Source organism: Bradyrhizobium sp. MV1.5 (assembly GCF_055807615.1).
Genome location: NZ_JBVVPL010000003.1, coordinates 59,384 through 79,993 on the forward strand (window position 1 = coordinate 59,384; position 20,610 = coordinate 79,993).

The window sequence follows — 20,610 nt, forward strand, 5'->3', positions numbered from 1 at the left end:
GCGAAGCGCAATCCGGGAACAGTGGCCCCGGATTACGCTGCGCTCCATCCGGGCTACAAAGAACAACAACACGGGAGACATGCGATGGGTCGGCTCGAGGGCAAGGTTGCGATGGTGGTGGGCGCCGGTTCGATCGGACCCGGTTGGGGCAACGGCAAGGCCACCGCGGTGACGTTTGCGCGCGAGGGTGCACAGGTGTTTTGCGTCGATCGCAACGGCGCGGCCGCCGAGGAGACCGCGAAGATCATCACCGGCGAAGGCGGCAAGGCGACTGCCTTCACTGCTGACGTATCTCGCGCGAGCGAGGTCGAGGCGATGGTCGCGGCGTGCCTGAAGGCCTATGGCCGCATCGACGTGCTCGACAACAATGTCGGCATCGCCGAGATGGGCAGCGTTGTCGAAGTGACCGAGGAGAGCTGGGACCGCGTCTTCAGCGTCAATCTCAAGAGCGCCTACTTCGCCATGAAGCACGTCATCCCCGTGATGGTGAAGCAGGGCGGCGGCTCCATCATCAACATCTCGTCGATCGCCTCGATCCGCCACATGGGCATCTCCTACGTCACCTACGGCACCTCCAAGGCGGCGATGAACCAGATGACGCGCACCACTGCGATCGAATTCGCGCGCCACCATGTCCGCGTCAACGCGATCCTGCCCGGTCTGATGAAGACGCCGATGGTGGAGCATTCCGCGGGTCTCGCCGCCAGTTACGCCAAGGGCGACGTCGAAGCGATGTGGCGCGCGCGCGATGCGCAAGTGCCGATGGGCCACATGGGCGACGCCTTCGACGTCGCCAACGCCGCGCTGTTCCTGGCCTCGGACGAAGCGAAATATGTGACGGGGATCGAGCTCGTGGTGGACGGCGGGATCACGTGCAAGGCAGGGGCGTAGCTCCTTGCTCGTCGCCCTGGCGAAAGCCAGGGCCCATTACCACAAGGCTCGGTTTGGCGAAGGCTGCCGGCTCCAGCCTCTGTCAACAATTCGCATTCGGGGTGATGGGTCCTGGCTTTCGCCAGGACGACATTACTGCGCCAGCGCCAGAATCCCGCCGGCAAACGAATGCCACGCCGCGGTCTCGCTGACCGGCCAGTTCAGCACCTTCACCGCCAGCATCGCGAGTATGCCGGCGATGTAGACCGGGTGCACCCGGCCTTCGGTGCGCCAGTCGCGTACCATGGCAACGACGAGCAGCAGCGAGGCGACCATCGCAGGCGCTATGGTGACGGGCACCGGCGGCGGCCCGGGCGGTCCCGGAGGCGCGAGGAAAGTGAGAAACCAGCGCGCGATCGCGGCATCGAGGATGGAGACCGCCGCGAGCAGCATCAGGCGTTTGTGAATCTCGGGCTTTCGCGTGTTCATGATCGCGAGCACGAACACCATTGCGAAGAACGCGATCCCGCTCATCGGCACGATCGAGAAGGCGATGCCGGCCTCTTTCTGTCCGAGCGCCGCGGAATGCTGCATGACATGGACGGAGGCGAGGAAGCCGAAGATCGTCATCGCGGTCGCGAGCGAAACGCCGGCGATGCCGAGCGCACGGTGATTGACCACGCGGCCTGAGGCGGCGAGCCAGGTCTGGATCACGAAATAGAGTGACCACGTGAAGAACAACAGGCCGTGGAAATGAATGACGGGGCTTGCGGACAATGTCCGGTTGGCGAGCGGCACAAAATAGGTCGGTGCGAAGCCGAGAAAGGCGGTGGCCGCGCAGGCCAGTGCCATGTGGAGATAGAAATATCGTGCGGGCGACGCATCTCGCGCGCGCACACGACGGTCGTCGATCAGGGTCGTCATGAGGGATGAGTCTGGAGAGGCGGCGTTTGGTTCAAAAGCCCTAGCCACCTGTGCAGGGCTCTTGTCGGGGACGGGGATTTAACCCCCCGCGCTCAATTCCGCGCGATCGAGCTCCTCCTCAACCCTGTGGAACGCATCGTCGCCGATCACCTCGGTTGCCCGGAGGTCGAAGATCGACTTGCGCGCGGCCTCAATGGCGCGGCGGCGCAGCGGATCGGCCGGCAATTCGCCGTTGGTGATGCCGCCATGGGGATCGTCGTCGGCCTGCATCAGGATGGCGCGATATTCGAGCCGCAGGATTTCGGCCTCCTCGGACGGATCGTCCTCGATCGCGTCGAGCGCCGCGCGATAGGCGACGGCGCGGGCGCGCGCGACCTCGATGCCGACGGGATCGTCGTCCTTGAGGCTGAACGCCAGGATCAGCGGCCGCAGCGTCAGACCCTGCACGACCAGCGTGCCGAGCACGACCGCGAACGCCGAGAAGACGATGAAGTCACGATGCGGAAAGTTTTCCGGCAAGGCAAAGGCGGTGGCGAGCGTGACGAGGCCGCGCATGCCGCACCAGGAGATGATGAGGCCGCCCTTGGCCGAGGCGACCTGCTTCGGGTCCTTGGGGTGATAGATCCCGTGCGCCACCAGCGTGCGCAGCGTCGTCCGGTAGAACGTGATCCAGGCCAGCCGGACCAGGACCACGGTGAGCAGGATCCAGGCCGCGGCCACGCAATACTCCCAGCGCACGTCCGCGTTCAGCCGTGTCCAGATCGGCCGCATCTGCATGCCGATCAGCATGAAGGCGAGCACGTTGAGCACGAACACCATGGTCTCCCATACCGCATAGGAAGGTACCCGCAGCCGCGCAGGCATGCGTGCCCCCGCCGTGCGAGCGATGGTGATGGCGTAGACCACAATGGTGAGGATGCCGGAGAGACCGAGATGCTCGGCGGCAATCCAGACCATGAAGGTGGTGGCGAACTGTACGATGATCGCGCTCGGCGCTTCCTTCACGCGTTCCATGAACAGCGGGATGATGCGGCCAGCGACCAGCCCCGCGACGACGCTGCCGACCAGCGCCAGCGCCATGGTCGGCGCGACCTGATTCCATGTCAAATGTTCCGTGGCGACCGCGCCAACGGCGATGCGATAGATCAAAAGCGCGGTCGCATCGTTGAGCAGGCTTTCGCCTTCCAGGACCTTGACCATGCGGTAGGGCAGTTTCACCTGGCTCAGGATCGCGACCGCGGCGGCCGCGTCCGGCGGGGCGACGATGGCGCCGAGCGCAACCGCGGCGGCCCAGGGCATGTCAGGCATCAGCCGGTGCGCTGCGTAGGCCACAGCGACCGTGGTCAGGCCGACGGCGGCGACCACCAGAGTGGAGACCGGAACCCAATTGTTGCGGAGATCGCGCAGCGAGGTGTCGAATGCGGCATCGAGCAGGACCGGTGCGACAAAAAGAGCCAGTGCCAGGTCGGGCTCCAGCGTCCAGGACGGGCTCGAGGGCACAAAGGCGATCAGCGCGCCCCCAATCGCGAGAAAGGTCGGATAGGGGACCTTGATCCGCCGCGCCAGCGCCGATAATGCAACGGCGCCGAGCAGAAGCACGATGATCCATTCGAATGTCGACACCTTGATCCCCGAAACCGATTTGAGCGGCGCCACAAGCTAGCACCAATCCGGCCGTATGATGGATAGTGCGGCCCCAAGGCAAGACCTCAACCCGGACCTTAACTCAAGACTTTCCGACTGTGACGAGCATGCGTTTTCTCATTCAATGGTCCGGCGCCGCGGTGCTCTTCGCGCTTTCGTTCGTCGTGGCTCATGCCGCGACCGGCGGCGAACCGGCCGCGGTCCCGCAGGTCGACATCGCGCCGTGCCTCGCGGCTGCCGCAACCGACGATATTGACACGGCCGTCACGGCCTGCGCCGCCGTGATCGACAACGAGAAGACGGCGAAAGGCGACCTGATCAAGGCGCTGATCGCGCGCGGCGCGCTGTTTGCTCGGCATGATCAGGTCGACCGCGCGATCGGCGACGACAGCCGCGCCCTGGAGCTCGATTCCGGTCTCGCCGATATTTTCAACGCACGGGGCGAGCTCTGGCTGAGGAAGGGCGACAAGCCCAAGGCGGTGCAGGATTTCGGCGCGGCATTGAAGATCGATCCGAACCACGAGAAGGCCAAAGTCAATCACAAGGCGATGGCGCGCGAGATCGAGCGGATCGGCGCGCAGATGGCGGTCGCGGGCAAGCCCAGCTTCAATTGCAGAGGGGCCCGCCGCCCCATCGAGAAGGCAATCTGTGCCAACCGCGAGCTCGCTGACCTCGACCGCGAGGTCTTTGCCGCCAACGCGCGCGTGTTGCGCGAAGCGCGCAATGCGGGCGAAGCGAAGGCGTTTCAGCGCGAGCAGGACGATTTCATCGCCCGCCGCAATGCCGGATATGGCCGGCCCGGCTACGATCTGAAGAAGGCGATGCAGGAGCGGCTGCAGCGGCTGAACGGAGTGGACGGGTATTGAGGCCTTAAGGCCTCCACAACCTCAAGCCTGGGCATGACGACTTCTCGTGAGAAGGGCGCTGGTGCGCCCCTGGCTGGCTCAATTTTGAACCCATCGCTTCCCGGCCGCGACAATGGTGAAAGCCTGATGTCCCGGAGCCGATGCCATGTGCGGCACGCATCCTTCCGCGCAAATGTTTTCGTTAGCAAAAATCTCGTTTCGCTCGCTCCTGCTCAGCGCGGCAATGAGCGTCGTCCTCGTCGCCCCTGCCTTGGCCGGCGTCGATTGCGTGATGGGGAGCAAGGCCGCCCCGGCTGAGCTGATCCCGGCCTGCAGCGCCATTGTGGACCAAGCCTCAAATCCATCCTCCGATCGCGCCGCGGCATTGCTGGTGCGCGCCGACGCCAATGCGCGGACCTCGGGCGGCCTCACGCAGGCGCTGCGGGACATCGACCGCGCGATTGCGCTCGATGGCAAAAACGCAAAAGCCTGGCGCCTGCGCGGCGATCTTCTGCGCGAAGCCGGCGGCGATCTCAACCGCGCCGCGGCGGACCTCAGCAAGGCCATCGAGCTCGATCCGCAGGATTCGGAGTCCTACGAGCTGCGCGGCGTCGTCTACACGAACCAGCGCCGGCTCGACCGTGCGCTCGCCGATTACGACCAGGCGATCAAGCTGAAGCCTGACAATGCACAGGCCTGGTCCGACCGCGGCGTGACCTATTATCTCGGAGGCGACAACGAGAAGGCGATCCGCGATCTCAGCGAGGCGTTGCGGCTCGATCCGAACCGGCCGCGCAGCTACACCAATCGTGGCGCCGCCTACAAGAAGCTCGGCCAGCTCGACAAGGCGGTTTCCGACGACGGCGAGGCGATCAGGCTCGATCCGAAGGTACCCGAATATTACGACAATCGCGGGCTGTCGCTAGCCGCGATGGGCGAGTACGACAAGGCGATTGCCGATTACGATCAGGCGCTGCGGCTGGCGCCGCGGCCGAATTTCTTCACCAACCGCGGCGACTCCTACCACCTCAAGGGCGAGCTTGGCGCGGCTCTGAGCGATTACCAGGCCGCGCTGAAACTCGATCCGAATTTCGCGCAGACCTACAACAATCGCGCCGTGCTCTACAAGAAGATGGGCGAGCGCAAGAAGGCCCTGGCCGACTACGAGACCGCGCTGCGGCTCGATCCCGGCAACGACAACGCCGCCGCCGGCCGCCGCGCCATGATCGCGGAGATCGCGAAATTCGGCGGCGAGCCGCTGCGGCCGCTCGCGGCGAATTCCGGCAATGGCCCGTCGTTCGATTGTGCCACTGCGAAGCGCGAGGTCGAGAAGGTGATTTGTGCCGATCCGCAGCTGGGTGTCCTCGATCGCCAGATCGCCGAGACCTACGAGCGCGTGCTGAAGTCGGCCGGGTCCCGCTCGGCCGGCGACCTCCGTCGCACCCAGCGCGATTTCCTCGCCACCCGCAATACGAGCTTCGGCCGCCCGGGCTATGATCTGAAGAAGGTCATGCAGGAGCGGCTGCAGCGGCTGAATGCGATGGATAGCTGAGCATTGTTCTTTTCAGCTTGAACCGCGGCCCGTTCCCGGGAAAATACCCCTCAAACATGGCCGGTACTTGATCCCTGTCATGGCGGGACGTTTGTCCTGCCACAAGGTCTAGGCTAGGCGAATAAAGGGAACGGGAGCGCCGGAATGAACGTCCAAGGAAACGTCCAAGGAAACGTCGACGGAAAGAGCCTCTATCACGAGGTTTATGCGCGCTCGCTGTCCGACCCTGAGGGCTTTTGGGCCGAGGCGGCCAAGGAGATCGACTGGATCGAGCCACCGAAAAAGATCTTCGACCCCTCGCAGGGCGTCTACGGCCGCTGGTTCAGCGGTGGCGTGGTCAACACCTGCTACAACGCGCTCGATCGCCACGTCGAAAGCGGCCGCGCCGACCAGATCGCGCTGATCCATGATTCGCCGCTGGCAAATAGCGTCACCAAATTCACCTACGCCGAACTGCTGGCCGAAGTGCAGGCGCTCGCCGCCATCATGCAGGATTTCGGTGTCGCCAAGGGCGATCGAGTCATCCTCTATATGCCGATGGTCCCGGAGGCCGTCGTCGCGATGCTCGCCTGCGCGCGCATCGGCGCGGTGCACTCCGTGGTGTTCGGCGGCTTTGCCGCGAAAGAGCTCGCCACCCGCATCGACGATGCGCAGCCAAAGCTGATCCTGTCGGCGAGCTGCGGCATCGAGCCCGGCCGGATCGTGCAGTACAAGCCGCTGCTCGACGAGGCGATCAGGCTTGCGGGCGCAAAGCCGAAGGCCTGCATCGTGCTGCAACGTCCGCAGCTCGTCTGCGCCCTCACGCCCGGCCGCGACTATGATTGGGCGGGCCTGCGCCGCAAGGCGATGAACGACGGCAAGCAGGCGCCTTGCGTGCCCGTCGCCGCCACCGATCCGCTCTACATCCTCTATACGTCAGGCACGACCGGCATTCCCAAGGGCGTCGTGCGCGACAATGGCGGCCATCTCGTCGCGGTGAAATGGTCCATGTTCAACCTTTATGGCGTCAAGCCGGGCGAGGTCTGGTGGTGCGGCTCCGACATCGGCTGGGTGGTCGGCCACAGCTACATCGTCTACGGCCCGCTGCTGCACGGCGCGACCTCGATCATGTATGAGGGCAAGCCGGTCGGCACGCCCGATGCCGGCGCGTTCTGGCGCGTGATCAGCGAGCATCAGGCTGTCGCCTTCTTCACTGCGCCGACCGCGTTCCGCGCGATCCGGAAAGAAGATCCGGAAGGAAAATTCATCCGGCAATACGACCTCTCGACCTTCCGTACGCTGTTCCTGGCCGGCGAGCGCGCCGATCCGCCGACGGTGGAATGGGCGGAGCAGCAGTTGAAAGTGCCGGTCATCGACCATTGGTGGCAGACCGAGACCGGCTGGTGCATCGCCGGCAATCCGGTCGGCTTAGGCCAGCTGCCGGTGAAGCATGGCTCGCCGACGGTGCCGATGCCGGGCTATCAGGTCGACGTGGTCGACGAAGCGGCAAAGCCGGTCGGCCCGAACACCATGGGCTCGATCGTCATCAAGCTTCCGATGCCGCCGGGCTGCCTGCCGACATTGTGGAATCAGGACGAACGTTTCAAGGAAGCCTATCTCACCGAATTCCCCGGCTACTACAAAACGTCGGACGCCGGCTACAAGGACGAAGACGGCTATGTCTTCGTCATGGGCCGCACCGACGACATCATCAACGTCGCCGGCCATCGGCTCTCCACCGGCGGAATGGAGGAGATCCTGGCTTCGCATGCCGATGTCGCCGAATGCGCCGTGCTCGGCGTCAAGGACGCAATCAAGGGCGAGGTCCCCTGCGGCTTCCTGGTGCTCAAGGCGGGTGTGAAGCGGGCCCCCGCCGAGATCGAGAAGGAGATCATCGCGCTGGTGCGCGACAAGCTCGGCCCCGTTGCCGCGTTCAAGCTCGCCATCACCGTCGGCCGCCTGCCCAAGACGCGCTCCGGAAAGATCTTGCGCGGCACCATCAAGAAGATCGCAGATGGTGAAGCCTGGACCATGCCGGCGACGATCGAGGACCCCAAGGTGCTCGACGAGATCGGCGACGCGCTGAAGGGGCGGGTGTGAGGTTTGCAATGGGGCTTGAATAGGCCGCATTTTTCCGCTCAATCCTCATCCTGAGGAGCGCGCCTGGCGCGCGTCTCGAAGGATGAAAGGCCTGCTGCTGCAGCTTGGCCTGCATGGTTCGAGACGCCCGCTACGCGGGCTCCTCACCATGAGGGATGAAGGGCCTGCCATGAATTCGAAGCCGTTTCTAGCGATTGCATTTGCGGGCCTCATTCTCTCCGCCTGCTCCGCGCGCTACCAGACGCCGGTGGCAATGGGCGGCGATGATGACGACGCGGTCTGCCAGAGCCGCGGCTATGCTGCCGGTTCGCCCGAATACGTGGCCTGCCGCAAGGACCGCGACGTCCAGCGCAGCGCTGCGACCACCCGCGCCGACCGCCGCCAGCGCGACCTCGGCGAATACATGCTGAACCATCCGGACCGGCCATGATGTAAGCTGCAGCAGTATCCTGCCGCGACACATCTGCAACGCCGCAGCCAAATCGCAATCGCATTTGTCCTGATTTGATCGGCATCAAATCCTTCACCATTGGCTTTCTGCTCTGACGCTGATGTCGCGCAACGAAGCGCGCACATGGCCGAAGGGGAATGCAATGGACGGAATGATAAGAAACATGGCGCGGCTCGCGGCGCTGGGTGCGGCGCTGGCGGGGGCTTTTGCCTCGGCACAGGCCGCCGATTTGCCGCTCTACAAAAAGGCGCCGCCGCCGGTAGAAGCATTCAATCCCTGGATGGTGCGTTTGCGGGTGCTTGGCGTGTTGCCGGATGCGGGCGGCTCGACGGTCAATGTGGCCGGCGTTCCGTCGCTGTCATCGCCGAATTCGGGCCTCTCGATCAGCGACCAGGTCGTGCCTGAGCTCGACATCAGCTATTTCTTCACCAGGAACATCGCGGCCGAGTTGATCCTCGGTGTAACCCGGCATTCGATCAGCGGCACCGGCTCGCTCGCGAATCTGCCGATCGGCAAGACCACGCTGCTGCCGCCGACGCTGACCCTGCAATATCACTTCGACAATTTCGGCGCGTTCAAGCCGTATGTAGGCGCCGGCGTGAACTACACCGTGTTCTTCAACAATTCCGCGGCCAACGCGCCGGCCGCGATCGTCGGTCCGCCCGCGATCGTCGCCACCACCACGAGCCTGCATGTCAGCAACGCCTTCGGTGGCGCGGTGCAGTTCGGCTTCGACTACATGCTCGATCGGCACTGGGGCCTCAACGTCGACGTCAAGAAGCTCTGGTTGCGGCCGGACTATTCGGCGACGGTCAGTGGTCTGCCGGTGACCGGCACCGCGCATATTGACCCGTGGCTGGTCGGCGGTGGTGTGACGTATAAGTTCTGAAGTTTGGCGGGAGCTACAGACAAAAACGCGGCGGGTTTGGCCCCGCCGCGTTCGCATTCCCATTCAATGACCAACGGGAACGAAGGATTACTCCTCCTCCTGGTCCTGCTTCTTGCCACCGAGCGTCTTCAGCTTGGCGAACACGGCATCGACGTTGAGATCGTCGCTGGATCTCTCCGCGGGTTCGTACTCGTCCTTCTTGGTGGTTTCGGAGGCCGGCAGCAGGGTGGCGCCGCCATAGGCTGCGTCGATCGGCTTTTCCTTGGCTGCGCGGGCGACCTCGAAATCGAGCTCGATCTGCGAGCAGAGGCCGAGGGTGACGGGATCAATCGGCGTCAGCTGGGAGGTGTTCCAGTGGGTGCGATCGCGGACACTGGCGATCGTGCTCTTGGTCGTGCCGACCAGGCGCATGATCTGGGCGTCCTTGAGCTCGGGATGGTTGCGCAGTAGCCAGAGGATGGCGCTCGGGCGCTCGTGGCGGCGCGAGACCGGGGTGTAACGCGGGCCCTTGCGCTTGGGCTGCGGCGGCAGCACCACCTTGCTCTCCTGGAGGCGGAGCCGGTAGTCCGGGTTGTTCTCTCCCTTCTCGATCTCCTCGCGGGTCAGCTGGCCATTGGAAAGGGGATCCATGCCCTTGATGCCCTGGGCGGCGTCGCCATCGGCGATCGCGCGCACCTCGAGGGGGTGCATTTTGGTGAAATCGGCGACCTGATCGAAGGTCAGCGCGGTGTTGTCGAGCAGCCAGACGGCGGTCGCCTTGGGCATCAGAGGTGCGTTGCTCATGGCAAATCTCCTTTGTGCTTCGCCCACCCCTTTGGAGGCGAAACCGGTGGTCATCAGCGATGACTGGGAATTCGGGCTATATAAGCCCGGAGGGGGTAGCCACGCAATGGTTCTGCTATAGATAGTGCCTTGACAGCGCCCGAAAGGGGGCCCAATTCCCTCTGAAGTCCCTGTAAGACCGTACCCAAGCCCTATTCATCCATCGACCGCTGCCCGCCCATTTGGCGAGGTGATTCGGTCCCGAGATCGCTCAATGTCAGCCAAACCAGACCTCAAGATCGTGCTTTGTTCTCCCCGTGGCTTCTGCGCCGGGGTGGTCCGGGCGATCGACACCGTGGAACGGGCGCTCGATAAATACGGTGCCCCCGTCTATGTTCGCCATGAGATTGTGCACAATAAATACGTCGTCGATGGGTTGAAGAAGAAGGGCGCGATCTTCGTCGAGGAACTCGCCGAGATCCCGGAAAACACCACCGCGCCGGTGGTATTCTCGGCCCATGGCGTGCCGAAATCGGTTCCGGCCGACGCCACGTCCCGCAACTTGTTCTCGCTGGATGCGACCTGCCCGCTGGTCACCAAGGTCCACCGCGAGGCCGCAATCCATTTCAAGCGCGGCCGCGAGATCTTCCTGATCGGCCATTCCCATCATCCGGAGGTGGTGGGCACGCTCGGCCAGCTCCCGACGGGCGCCGTGACCCTGATCGAGACCGCCGAGGACGCCAAGACCATCGCCCCGAAGGACCCGAACAACCTCGCCTTCGTGACCCAGACCACGTTGTCGATCGACGACACCGCGGAGATCGTGGCGCTCCTGAAGGAGCGCTTCCCGAACATCAACGGGCCGCACAAGGAAGACATCTGCTACGCCACCACCAACCGCCAGCTCGCGGTGAAGAAGGTGGCGCCGGTGGTCGACGCCTTGATCGTGGTCGGTGCGCCGAACTCGTCGAACTCGCAGCGCCTGCGCGAAGTCGCCGAGCGTGAGGGCTGCCCGATCGCCGTGCTGGCGCAGCGCGCCACCGAAATCGACTGGAAGCGGTTCGAGAACATCACCAGCCTCGGCATCACCGCGGGCGCCTCGGCACCGGAAGTGATCGTCGAGGAGATTATGGACGCGTTCGCCGAGCGCTTCACACTGCATGTGGAGACGGTCTCGGCTGCGGAAGAAAACGAGTTCTTCCCGCTGCCGCGCCAGGTGCGCCCCGAAGCCGCCGCCGAGTAGACCTCCATGGCGGTCTACACCGACGTTGCCGCCGACGAGCTTGCGGACTTCCTCAACCAATACGATCTCGGCGAGTTGCTCTCCTACAAGGGCATCGCCGAGGGCGTTGAAAATTCCAACTTCCTGCTGCATACGACCAAGGGATCGTTCATCCTCACGCTCTATGAGAAGCGCGTGGCGAAGAACGATCTGCCGTTCTTCCTCGCGCTGATGACGCATCTGGCCGAGCACGGCGTCAACTGCCCGCTGCCGGTGAAGGGAACGGACGGCGAGGCGCTGCGCGAGCTGTCGGGCCGGCCGGCCGCGATCATCACCTTTCTCGAAGGCGTCTGGCCGCGCAAGCCGAACGCGGCCCATTGCGCCGGCGTCGGCGAGGGGCTCGCCAGGATGCATCTGGCCGGCGCGAATTTCGCGATCAGGCGTGCGAACGCGCTGTCGGTCCCGGGCTGGCGGCCGCTGTTCGATGCCGCGTCACAGCGGGCCGACGAGGTGCAGCCCGGCCTGCGCGCGTTCCTGAGCCACGAGCTCGATTACCTCGAGAGCGGGGTCTGGCCGACGCAGCTGCCCGAAGGCGTGATCCACGCCGACCTGTTCAACGACAACGTCTTCTTCCTGGGCGACAAGCTCTCCGGGATCATCGACTTCACTTTCGCCTGCAATGATATGCTGGCTTATGATGTTGCGATCTGCCTCAACGCCTGGTGCTTCGAGCCGGATCATTCCTTCAACGTCACCAAGGCGCGGGCCTTCCTCAATGCCTATGGCCGCGTGAGAAAGCTGTCCGAGGCGGAAGAGGCCGCGCTGCCGCTGCTCGCGCGCGGCGCTGCGATGCGCTTCCTGCTGACGCGGCTGGTCGACTGGCTCAACGTTCCGCCCGGCGCGCTGGTCAAGCCGAAGGATCCGTTGGAATATGTCCGCAAGCTGCGCTTCCATCAGAGCGTTTCCAGCGTGCGCGACTACGGGCTGTCGCCGTCGGGGCTGGTGGCGTGAGCGAGCTCCCGATTGTCACGATCTACACCGACGGCGCCTGCTCGGGAAATCCGGGGCCCGGCGGCTGGGGCGCGATTCTGAAGTTCGGCGACAAGGAAAAAGAACTGAACGGTGGCGAGCGCCACACCACCAACAACCAGATGGAATTGATGGCGGCGATCTCAGCGTTGGAAGCGCTGAAGAAGCCGTGCACCGTCGATCTCTACACCGACAGCCAATATGTCCGTCAGGGCATCACCGGCTGGATCCACGGCTGGAAGCGCAACGGCTGGCGCACCGCGGACAAGAAGCCGGTGAAGAATGTCGAGCTATGGCAGCGCCTCGATGCCGCGCTGAAGGCTCATGACGTGCGGTGGCACTGGGTCAAGGGCCACGCAGGGCATCCCGAGAACGAACGCGCCGATCAGCTCGCGCGCGACGGGATCGTGAAGGCGCGGTTGCAGCAGCGGGTGGCGGAGTAGCGCGGATCCTCGCTGCTTCCTCATGTTCCGCCGTCATCGCCCGGCTTGACCGGGCGCGGCGGCCTCTCGATTTTACAACAAACTGTCTCTGGAATACTGGATGCCCCGCTTTCGCGGGACATGACAGTGTCGTTTGTGGCTGAAAGCGGTCGCCGCTTACAGCTGCCCGAGCAGCGTATCGCCGCCGGACACTTCGACCTTACCCGGCATCGCCTCGAGGTTCAGCTTCTTGACCACGCCGTCCTCGACCAGCATCGAATAGCGCTTGGAGCGGATGCCGAGACCATTGCCGGAGGCGTCGAGTTCCATGCCGATCGCCTTGGCGAAGTCGGCATTGCCGTCGGCCAGGAAAATGGCTTCGTCGCGCTGGTCGGTGTCGCGCTTCCACGCGTTCATGACGAAGGCGTCGTTGACGGAGACGATGGCGATGGTGTCGACGCCCTTGTCCTTCAGGGCGTAGGCGTTGAGGAAGATGCTCGGCAGATGCATCTTGTGGCAGGTCCCGGTATAGGCGCCCGGCACCGCGAACAGCGCTACTTTCTTGCCCTTGAAGATATCGTCGGTGGTCTTCACCTGCGGACCTTCGGCCGTCATCACGCGGAATTTCGCTTCGGGCAGCTTGTCGCCAGTCTGGATCGCCATCGTCAGTCTCCCTGAAAATCGGTCCCGCTTTTTAGACCGTGCGGCGGGCCTGCACAATATTGCCGGCAAGGATAGTGACCCGGGAAGCGGTGAGGGCGGGATGCTTCACCGTGATGTCATCAGCCGGCGAACCCGCCGCCGTCGAGGAAGGCCTGCTCGTCCGCCGTGGTGTCGCGGCCGAGCAGGCGGTTGCGATGGGGGAAGCGGCCAAACCGCCGGATGATATCGGCGTGCTCACGCGCGTATTTCAGGTTTTCGGCATTCTCGGTGTTCTGAAACAGCGCGACGCAGTGCAATTGGTCGGGCAGGTGCTCGGAATGCATGAAGGGCAAATAGAGGAATTCGACCAGGATGGGATCAATCCTGCGATCCGTGCCCCTCTCGATTGCGCGGCGGGCGACGTCGCGCGCCGACGCGTCGCTGGCAAAGGCCTGCGACGTGCCCCGAAACATGTTGCGCGGAAACTGGTCGAGCACGATGACGAGCGCGAGTGCGCCCTCGTCGGTCGCCTCCCATGACGAGAGCTCGCCAGCGACCGCCTTCTGCCACAGCGTAAGAAAGCGGCGCCTGACCTCCGCGTCGAATGCGTCGTTACGCTCGTACCAGGCATCGCGGCCGGCCTCGCGCCAGAAGGCGAGGATGCCGGCCGGGCTGATGTTGCCGAAATCAGTCATGGACCGAAGAGGCGCTTACGCCGCCTCCGCCTTCTTCTCGTCGCGCAGCTGCCGGCGCAGAATCTTGCCGACATTGGTCTTGGGCAGGTCGGTGCGGAATTCGATGTGCTTGGGCACCTTGTAGCCCGTCAGCTGCTCCTGGCAGAACTTGACCAGGGCCTCCGCCGTGAGGTTCGGGTCCTTCTTGACCACGAACGCCTTCACGGCCTCTCCCGACTTGGAATCGGGAATGCCGATGACGGCGCATTCGAGCACCCCCGGGTTGCTCGCGATCACTTCCTCGACCTCGTTCGGATAGACGTTGAAGCCGGAGACCAGGATCATGTCCTTCTTGCGGTCGACGATCTTGGTGTATCCCTTCTCGTCCATGATGCCGATGTCGCCGGTGCGGAAATAGCCGTCCGCGGTCATCACCTTGGCGGTCTCCTCCGGCCTGTTCCAGTAGCCCGACATCACCTGCGGGCCCTTGGCGCAGATCTCGCCGGGCTGGCCGAGCGGCACCTCGTTGCCGTCGTCGTCGCGGATGGAGATCCAGGTCGAGGGCACGGGGATGCCGATGGTGCCGTTGAACTCCGGATTGGTCGTGGTGTTGCAGGTCAGCGTCGGAGATGTCTCCGACAGGCCGTAGCCTTCGGCGATGGAGCAGCCCGTGATGGCCTTCCACTGCTCGGCGACGGGGCGCTGCACCGCCATGCCACCACCGTTCGAGATCTTCAGCTTGGAGAAGTCGAGCTTCTTGAAGTCGGGATGATGCATCAAGCCGTTGTAGAGCGTGTTCACGGCCGGGAAGTTGTTGACTTGGTACTTCGCCAATTCCTTGATGAAGCCCGGGATGTCGCGTGGATTGGGGATCAGGAGATTGCAGCCGCCGGCGCGCACCGCGAGCAGGTAACAGGCCGTCAGCGCGAAGATATGATAGAGCGGCAGCGCGCAGACGACCATGAGTTGATCGACATGCGGCGGCGCGGCCATCGCCGGCTGCAGCCAGGCGTCGTTCTGCAAGACGTTGGCGACGATGTTGCGATGAAGCAGGGTGGCCCCCTTGGACACGCCGGTGGTGCCGCCGGTATATTGCAGGAAGGCGACGTCGCCGGGCGACAGCTTGGGCTTGTTGAACATCATGCCGCGGCCGGCGGAGATCGCGTCGTTGAAGGACACCGCGCCCGGCAGCGACCAGGCCGGCACCATTTTCTTGACGCGGCGGACGACCAGATTGACGATCACGCCCTTGAAGCCGAGCAGGTCGCCCATGCTGCCGACGATGACGTGCTTGACTTGCGTCTTCGCGATCACCTGCTCGACGGTGTGGGCGAAATTCTCCAGCACGATGATGGCTTCGGCGCCGGAATCCTTGAGCTGGTGCTCGAGCTCGCGCGGCGTGTAGAGCGGATTGACATTGACCACCGCGAAACCGGCGCGCAGCACGGCCGCGGTCGCGACCGGATATTGCAGCACGTTCGGCATCATGATCGCGACGCGGGCGCCGCGTTGCAGGCCCCGCCCTTGCAGGTAGGACGCCATCGCCAGCGACATCTGGTCGAGGTCGCGATAGCTGATTGACTTGTCCATGCAGATGAACGCCTTGCGGTCGGCGAACTTGGCGAAGCTCTCCTCCAGGAGGTCGACCAGCGATGAATATTGCGTCGGCTCGATGTCGGCGGGGACGCCGGGCGGATATTGCTTAAGCCAGATGCGCTCCATGGAAACTCCCCTCATTGACCAGAGCCCGTTGTGTCTCGGGCTTGCCTCATTGCCGTCAGTATCGAGCCTGCCGGAACGGGTGGCAAGCGGTCGAGGCTTAAGACAAACGTCAGGGAGTGGCTACCGGAATCCTCGCAAATGGCGCTGCCGCAACTGCGAAGCGCGGCGCGGGTCTCGCCTCGCGTCGGCCCTTAACTGTTGTTGGCCGGCTTGGCGGGCTTGGTCGCGGCCTTGGGCTTGGCGGGCTTGGCCGCTGGCTCGCCGCTCACCGTGGGCTTTGCCACTGCATCGGGCTTGGCTGCGGCATGCTTGTTGCCAGCCGGCTTGGCTGCGGACTTGCCGTCGGCCGGCTTTGCGGCAGCCGCCGGCTTGGCATCGGGCTTCGCCGCCGCCGTCTTGGTATCCTTCGGCTTGTCTGCTGGCTTGTCTGCCGCGTCGGGCTTTTTGGCGACGCGCGACTTCTTGCCACGCGGCTTTGGCGTGGCCTGCTGGTCGGCATCGGCCGCGACCGCCGCGATCAGGGCGGTCCCGGTGCGGGTCGGACCGGTATAGACCAGCACGGGCTCGGCCGCCGCCGGGGCCGAGGCCATCAGCTCGGAGGCTTTCACCAGGGGCGGCTGCAGCCCGGCCGTGAAGAAGGTGACCTGGGCTTCGCCGCCGGTGGCCGAGGCCGATCCGGACGTGCCGCCATTGGTCGCGATCAGCGCGTCGTCATCGTCGCTGGCCGGCCGCTTGCGATGGCCGCCGCACATGTCGTCTCGCAGGTTCGGCGGCGAGGCGTCGACCGGCACCAGCCTGTCGACGGTGCCGAGCGAGGGGCGGAGCCAGGTGAGATTGTCTTGCGAGAAGCCGCGCTCCAGCAGCTGCGCCGCCTTCACCGCGCGCGCCGTCCCGGAGCTGGCGCCCAGCACGACGGCGATCAGCCGGCGGCCGTTGCGGGTGGCCGATGCGACCAGGTTGTAGCCGGAGGCGCAGATGAAGCCGGTCTTGAAACCGTCGGCGCCGGGATAGCGGCCGATCAGTTTGTTGAAATTGCCGGTGACGCGCTTGCCGAAGCGGATTGCCGGAATGTGCACGAAGTACTCGTACTCGGGCAGATCGCGCAGGAACGAGCGCGCCAGAATGCCGAGATCCCGCGCGGAGGTGATCTGTCCGTCGGCGGGCAGGCCGTTCGGATTGACGTAGCTCGTCTGCGTCATGCCGAGCTTCTGCGCGGTGTCGTTCATCAGCGCCGAGAAACCGTCGATCGAACCGCCGACGCCTTCGGCAAGCACGACGGCCATATCGTTCGCCGACTTCACCATCATCATCTTGAGCGCGTTGTCGACGGTAAGCTGCGTTCCCGGGCGAAACCCCATCTTCGAAGGCGACTGCGAGGCTGCCGTCGGCGACACCGTGAGCAGTGTGTCGAGTGTGAGCTTGCCGTCCTTGACCGCCTTCAGCGTCACATAGGCGGTCATGATCTTGGTGACGGAAGCCGGATACCAGGGAATGGTCGCGTTTTCCGCCTGCAACACCTTGCCGCTATCGGCCTCGATCAGGAGCAGCGCTTCCGCGCTCGCCGCGCGCGGCGCGAGCAATGCGCCGCATGCGAGTGCCGCGGCGAGCAGGTTGAACAGGGATTGACGAAGCAGCGGGCGAAGAGCGTGCACTATCCGATTCCGGTCCTTGGAGACCCGCCGGTTCCGGTCGGCTCTCGTGATCTGATGTTCGGTTCTGAATCCAGCGCCGCCGCTTGCGGCGCCGCAAACCTATACCGGCTCGTGCGTCGGGAATAGGGGCATCAGCGGGGTATTCCGCAATGAAATGGGCCGAATTTCGACGGTACTATGGGGACTTGCCAAGGCGACTTGCCAACGCGACTGCTAAGGCGACTTGGCGGCCGTCGCGGCAGCCTCGGCCGCTGTCACGCTGGCCCGTGCGTTCTCCTGAACCATGAACTGGGCCCTGGCGAGGTCGGCGAAATGGCCGCCTTTGGCCACGAGTTCGTCGAAAGTTCCGCTTTCGATCACACGCCCGTTCTCGAACACCAGGATCCGCGTGGCATTGCGGATGGTGGAGAGACGGTGGGCGATCACGAAGGTGGTGCGGCCTTTCATCACTTCGTCGAGAGCGGTATTCACCTTGGCCTCGGTGACGGCGTCGAGTGCGCTGGTCGCCTCGTCCAGGATCAGGATCGGCGGATCCTTCAGCAGTGCACGCGCGATCGACAGCCGCTGGCGCTCCCCGCCGGACAGCATGCGGCCGCGCTCGCCAGCATTGGTCTCGAAGCCGCCGCTGCGCTCGATGAATTCGAGCGCTTGCGCGCGCTCCGCCGCCTTGCGCATCTCGGCCTCGGTGGCGTCCGGCTTGCCGACGCGCAAATTCTCCGCGATCGAGCGGTTGAACAGCAACGCCTCCTGAAAGACCACGCCGATGTTCCGCCGCAACGATGTCAGCGTGATCCCGCGTACGTCCATGCCGTCGATCCTGATGAAGCCGGACTGCGGATCGAACGCGCGGTGCAGCAGCGCAATCGCGGTCGACTTGCCGGCACCGGTTGCGCCGACCAGCGCGATGGTCTGGCCGGGAAGCGCGGTGAAGGAGAGGTCCTCGACCGCCGGCCGCTTGCCGTCATAGGAGAAGGTGACGTCGTTGAATTCGACGAGGCCGGAGAGCCGACCCGCATCGATCGCGTCGTGCCGGTCGTGCACCGCAGGCACCGCATCGAGCACGTTGAAGAACTCGCGCAGGCGCGGGGCTTCCATGAACACGTTGTTGATGAAGCTCACGACCTGCTCCAACTTCTGGATCAGAAGCGTCGCGAAGCTCACGAACATCACGATGTCGCCGACCGAGGTCAGCCCCTGGTCGTGCAGCGCGATGCCGAAAGTGAAGATCGCGAGCACGGTGATCGTGGTGGAGGCGCGCGTGATGACGGTGACGAGTGCCCACCACGACAGCACCGGCATTTGCGCCGCTAGCAACTGGTCGGCGACGGAGCGCAGGCCCTTCACCTCGGATTCGACGCGGACGAAACTCTGCACCAGCGCGACGTTGCCAAGGGCGTCGGACGCGCGCGCGGAGAGCTCGCTGTAGTGCTCCTCCACTTCCATCTGCATGCCGAAGGTTCTGCGCACCACGAAGGTGGTCAGCGCGGTGAAGACGATGCAGAGCACGAACAGCAGGATTGCAAGCCGCCAGTTCAGGTAGAGCGACAGCGGCAGCAGCACCACGACCGAGAGGATGGCGGCAAAATGCTCGCGGAAGAAGCCCAGCCACAGCCGCCACAATGCATCGGTGCCGTTGAGCATGACCTTCATCAGCCGGCCCGAATGGGTGCCGGAATGGAAGGTCAGCGGCAGTTGCAGGATGTGCTCGAAATAGTCCGTCAGGACCGCCTGCCGCTGGCGGTGGGAGAGACGGTCGGCCTGCAACGCCACGAGCGCGCTGCAGGCGATGGTGAACAGCCCGAACGCGACCCATGCAACCAGGAACGGCCAGGCCGAGTTGGAGCCTGCGACCGTTTTGCCGGAGAGCACGTCGACGATCCGGCCGAACAGCACCGGCTCGGCGAATTGCGAGCCCGCAAGCAGGAGATTGACGACCGCGAGCAGCCAGCCCAGCCGTGCCTCCTTGCCGAGCAGCTCGAGAACGCGGGTGTAGAGGCGGAGAATGGGCATCGGCGAGGAGCTCGGGCGGCTGGAACGGAGTGAGCGCATACTCTAATCAGGGATCGCCTGTGAGATATAGCGGAAGCTGTCGGTTTTGCTCAGTTGATCAGCCGCCCTGCGACTGGCGGCAAGAACCCGCCGTCGAAGATGTCGCCCGCCACCGGCCGTTTGCGGAATTTGAAATCCTGCCCGATCTGGTCGATCGAGCGGTCCATGCGCGCCGGGTCGATGTCGCCGAGGCCGTTGCGACGGACCTCGTCGGTCAGGATGTTGTCGACGAGGACGGTGCGCAGGCGCTCCAGCTCAAGATCGCGGTCGCCGCCGTCGATGCGGCTCGCGGCCTCGTCCGCCGCACGCGCGGGGTCCTTGACGGTCGCGTTGATGCCGGCGATCAATGCGCGGATGAATCCTTTCACGGTGTCCGGCTTGGACGCGGCGAAGGCCGGGTTGACCACGACGGCAAAGCCATAGGCCTCGCAACCATAATCGGCATAGCGAAGCGCGACGAGATCACCGCCTGGTACGCCGCGGTCGCGCAGGTTCACTGCCGAGAGATAGCTGAAGCCGGCGACGGCATCGACCTGTCCCGCGGAGAGGATCGGCTCGCGCACCGCGGCGCTGATCTTGTGGAATTTCACGTGAGCCGTGTCGATGCCGTTCTGCTGCGCCAGTGCCAGCCACAGCCGCATCGACAGATCGCTATCGGCAACGCCGACGGTCTTGCCGTCCAGGTCGGGCAGGAGGTGGATGCCGCGGCTCCTGCGGGCGACGATCGCGTAGGGCGCGCGGTTGAACAGCACGAATACCGCCCTGACCGGTGTCGCATCCTTGTCGCGGAAGCGGATCAGCTCGTTGATGTCTACGAGCCCGAGCTCGCTATCGCCCTTGGCGACGCGCGCAAGCGCCTCCGGCGATCCGGCCGCGCTGCTGAAGGAGACGTTGAGACGTTCGGCGCCGAAGCTGCCGTCCTTTGCGGCAAGAAAGAACGGCGCCATGCTCGCATCGATCGGGCGGTCGAAGGTGAAGTGGATCGCAATGGAAGGCGCGGGGGTTTCGGCCGCCGAGACATCGCGCGCCGTCAGCGAGGCAAGCGAGATTGCAGCGGCGAGCAGGCCGCGAAGAGCGGTTGTCGTGAATTCGAACATCAGTCGCGCCGGTCCGGTGTTGTGATGGCTTGGTGACGCTCGGAGCGCCGGCTGGCGACAAGCTTGTCCGCGCCAACATGAACGG

The 20,610-nt window shown here is 64.5% G+C and carries 18 protein-coding genes; 9 read left to right on the forward strand and 9 right to left on the reverse strand.

The genetic code is table 11. The features are described 5' to 3' along the window. Positions 1-84 precede the first annotated feature (84 nt). On the forward strand, positions 85-891 hold the full coding sequence (locus AC0L2J_RS03895) for an SDR family NAD(P)-dependent oxidoreductase (RefSeq protein WP_473387313.1): 807 nt from the start codon (positions 85-87) through the stop codon (positions 889-891). Between the two features lie 132 nt (positions 892-1,023). Here AC0L2J_RS03895 and AC0L2J_RS03900 read toward each other — a convergent pair whose 3' ends face one another. Both AC0L2J_RS03900 and AC0L2J_RS03905 read right to left on the reverse strand, forming a co-directional pair. Next, positions 1,024-1,794, reverse strand: coding sequence for a hypothetical protein (locus AC0L2J_RS03900; protein WP_007615402.1), 771 nt, complete (start codon positions 1,792-1,794; stop codon positions 1,024-1,026). A gap of 78 nt (positions 1,795-1,872) precedes the next feature. Beyond that, complete coding sequence (locus AC0L2J_RS03905) at positions 1,873-3,450, reverse strand: cation:proton antiporter (protein ID WP_473387317.1); 1,578 nt, start codon at positions 3,448-3,450, stop codon at positions 1,873-1,875. Between the two features lie 95 nt (positions 3,451-3,545). Here AC0L2J_RS03905 and AC0L2J_RS03910 point away from each other — a divergent pair, with 95 nt between their 5' ends. The 5 genes from AC0L2J_RS03910 (at position 3,546) to AC0L2J_RS03930 (ending at position 9,254) form a co-directional block, all read left to right on the forward strand. Continuing rightward, on the forward strand, positions 3,546-4,304 hold the full coding sequence (locus tag AC0L2J_RS03910; protein ID WP_473387319.1) for a tetratricopeptide repeat protein: 759 nt from the start codon (positions 3,546-3,548) through the stop codon (positions 4,302-4,304). 145 nt (positions 4,305-4,449) lie between these two features. Beyond that, the gene (locus AC0L2J_RS03915; protein ID WP_473387321.1) at positions 4,450-5,835 is read left to right on the forward strand and encodes a tetratricopeptide repeat protein; all 1,386 of its coding nucleotides are present in this window, start codon (positions 4,450-4,452) and stop codon (positions 5,833-5,835) included. 144 nt (positions 5,836-5,979) lie between these two features. Continuing rightward, entirely contained in the window at positions 5,980-7,914 is a 1,935-nt protein-coding gene (locus AC0L2J_RS03920; protein ID WP_473387323.1) for a propionyl-CoA synthetase, read from the forward strand. A gap of 169 nt (positions 7,915-8,083) precedes the next feature. After that, the gene (locus AC0L2J_RS03925; protein WP_007597509.1) at positions 8,084-8,344 is read left to right on the forward strand and encodes a hypothetical protein; all 261 of its coding nucleotides are present in this window, start codon (positions 8,084-8,086) and stop codon (positions 8,342-8,344) included. Positions 8,345-8,507: 163 nt separating this feature from the next. After that, positions 8,508-9,254, forward strand: a complete 747-nt coding sequence (locus tag AC0L2J_RS03930) for an OmpW/AlkL family protein (RefSeq protein ID WP_473387325.1) — start codon at positions 8,508-8,510, stop codon at positions 9,252-9,254. Positions 9,255-9,341: 87 nt separating this feature from the next. On the opposite strand, the gene AC0L2J_RS03935 is transcribed toward AC0L2J_RS03930, so the two are convergent. Then, entirely contained in the window at positions 9,342-10,037 is a 696-nt protein-coding gene (locus AC0L2J_RS03935) for a DUF1013 domain-containing protein (protein ID WP_007597507.1), read from the reverse strand. A 253-nt stretch (positions 10,038-10,290) separates the two neighbouring features. Between AC0L2J_RS03935 and ispH the strand changes: the two genes are divergently transcribed. The 3 genes from ispH to rnhA are packed head-to-tail and all read left to right on the forward strand — an operon-like array spanning position 10,291 to position 12,710. After that, complete coding sequence (ispH, locus tag AC0L2J_RS03940; RefSeq protein ID WP_007597506.1) at positions 10,291-11,259, forward strand: 4-hydroxy-3-methylbut-2-enyl diphosphate reductase; 969 nt, start codon at positions 10,291-10,293, stop codon at positions 11,257-11,259. A gap of 6 nt (positions 11,260-11,265) precedes the next feature. Beyond that, positions 11,266-12,249: a homoserine kinase gene (locus AC0L2J_RS03945; RefSeq protein ID WP_473247382.1), complete on the forward strand. Its 984-nt coding sequence runs from the start codon at positions 11,266-11,268 to the stop codon at positions 12,247-12,249. Beyond that, positions 12,246-12,710, forward strand: a complete 465-nt coding sequence (gene rnhA, locus AC0L2J_RS03950; RefSeq protein WP_007615393.1) for a ribonuclease HI — start codon at positions 12,246-12,248, stop codon at positions 12,708-12,710. The genes AC0L2J_RS03945 and rnhA overlap by 4 nt, the downstream gene beginning before the upstream one ends. 156 nt (positions 12,711-12,866) lie before the next feature. Here the strand turns inward: rnhA and AC0L2J_RS03955 are convergent, their stop codons facing one another. The 6 genes from AC0L2J_RS03955 to AC0L2J_RS03980 all read right to left on the reverse strand — a co-directional run bounded on the left by AC0L2J_RS03955 (position 12,867) and on the right by AC0L2J_RS03980 (position 20,525). After that, the gene (locus tag AC0L2J_RS03955) at positions 12,867-13,352 is read right to left on the reverse strand and encodes a peroxiredoxin (RefSeq protein ID WP_027565673.1); all 486 of its coding nucleotides are present in this window, start codon (positions 13,350-13,352) and stop codon (positions 12,867-12,869) included. 119 nt (positions 13,353-13,471) lie between these two features. Then, positions 13,472-14,026, reverse strand: a complete 555-nt coding sequence (locus AC0L2J_RS03960) for a DUF924 family protein (protein ID WP_473387327.1) — start codon at positions 14,024-14,026, stop codon at positions 13,472-13,474. Positions 14,027-14,041: 15 nt separating this feature from the next. Next, entirely contained in the window at positions 14,042-15,727 is a 1,686-nt protein-coding gene (locus AC0L2J_RS03965) for a long-chain-fatty-acid--CoA ligase (RefSeq protein WP_473247378.1), read from the reverse strand. A 191-nt stretch (positions 15,728-15,918) separates the two neighbouring features. Further along, entirely contained in the window at positions 15,919-17,379 is a 1,461-nt protein-coding gene (locus AC0L2J_RS03970; protein WP_473387329.1) for a D-alanyl-D-alanine carboxypeptidase family protein, read from the reverse strand. Positions 17,380-17,592: 213 nt separating this feature from the next. Beyond that, positions 17,593-19,389, reverse strand: a complete 1,797-nt coding sequence (locus AC0L2J_RS03975) for a glucan ABC transporter ATP-binding protein/ permease (protein WP_007615389.1) — start codon at positions 19,387-19,389, stop codon at positions 17,593-17,595. A gap of 89 nt (positions 19,390-19,478) precedes the next feature. After that, the gene (locus AC0L2J_RS03980) at positions 19,479-20,525 is read right to left on the reverse strand and encodes an ABC transporter substrate-binding protein (protein WP_473387332.1); all 1,047 of its coding nucleotides are present in this window, start codon (positions 20,523-20,525) and stop codon (positions 19,479-19,481) included. Positions 20,526-20,610 lie beyond the last annotated feature (85 nt).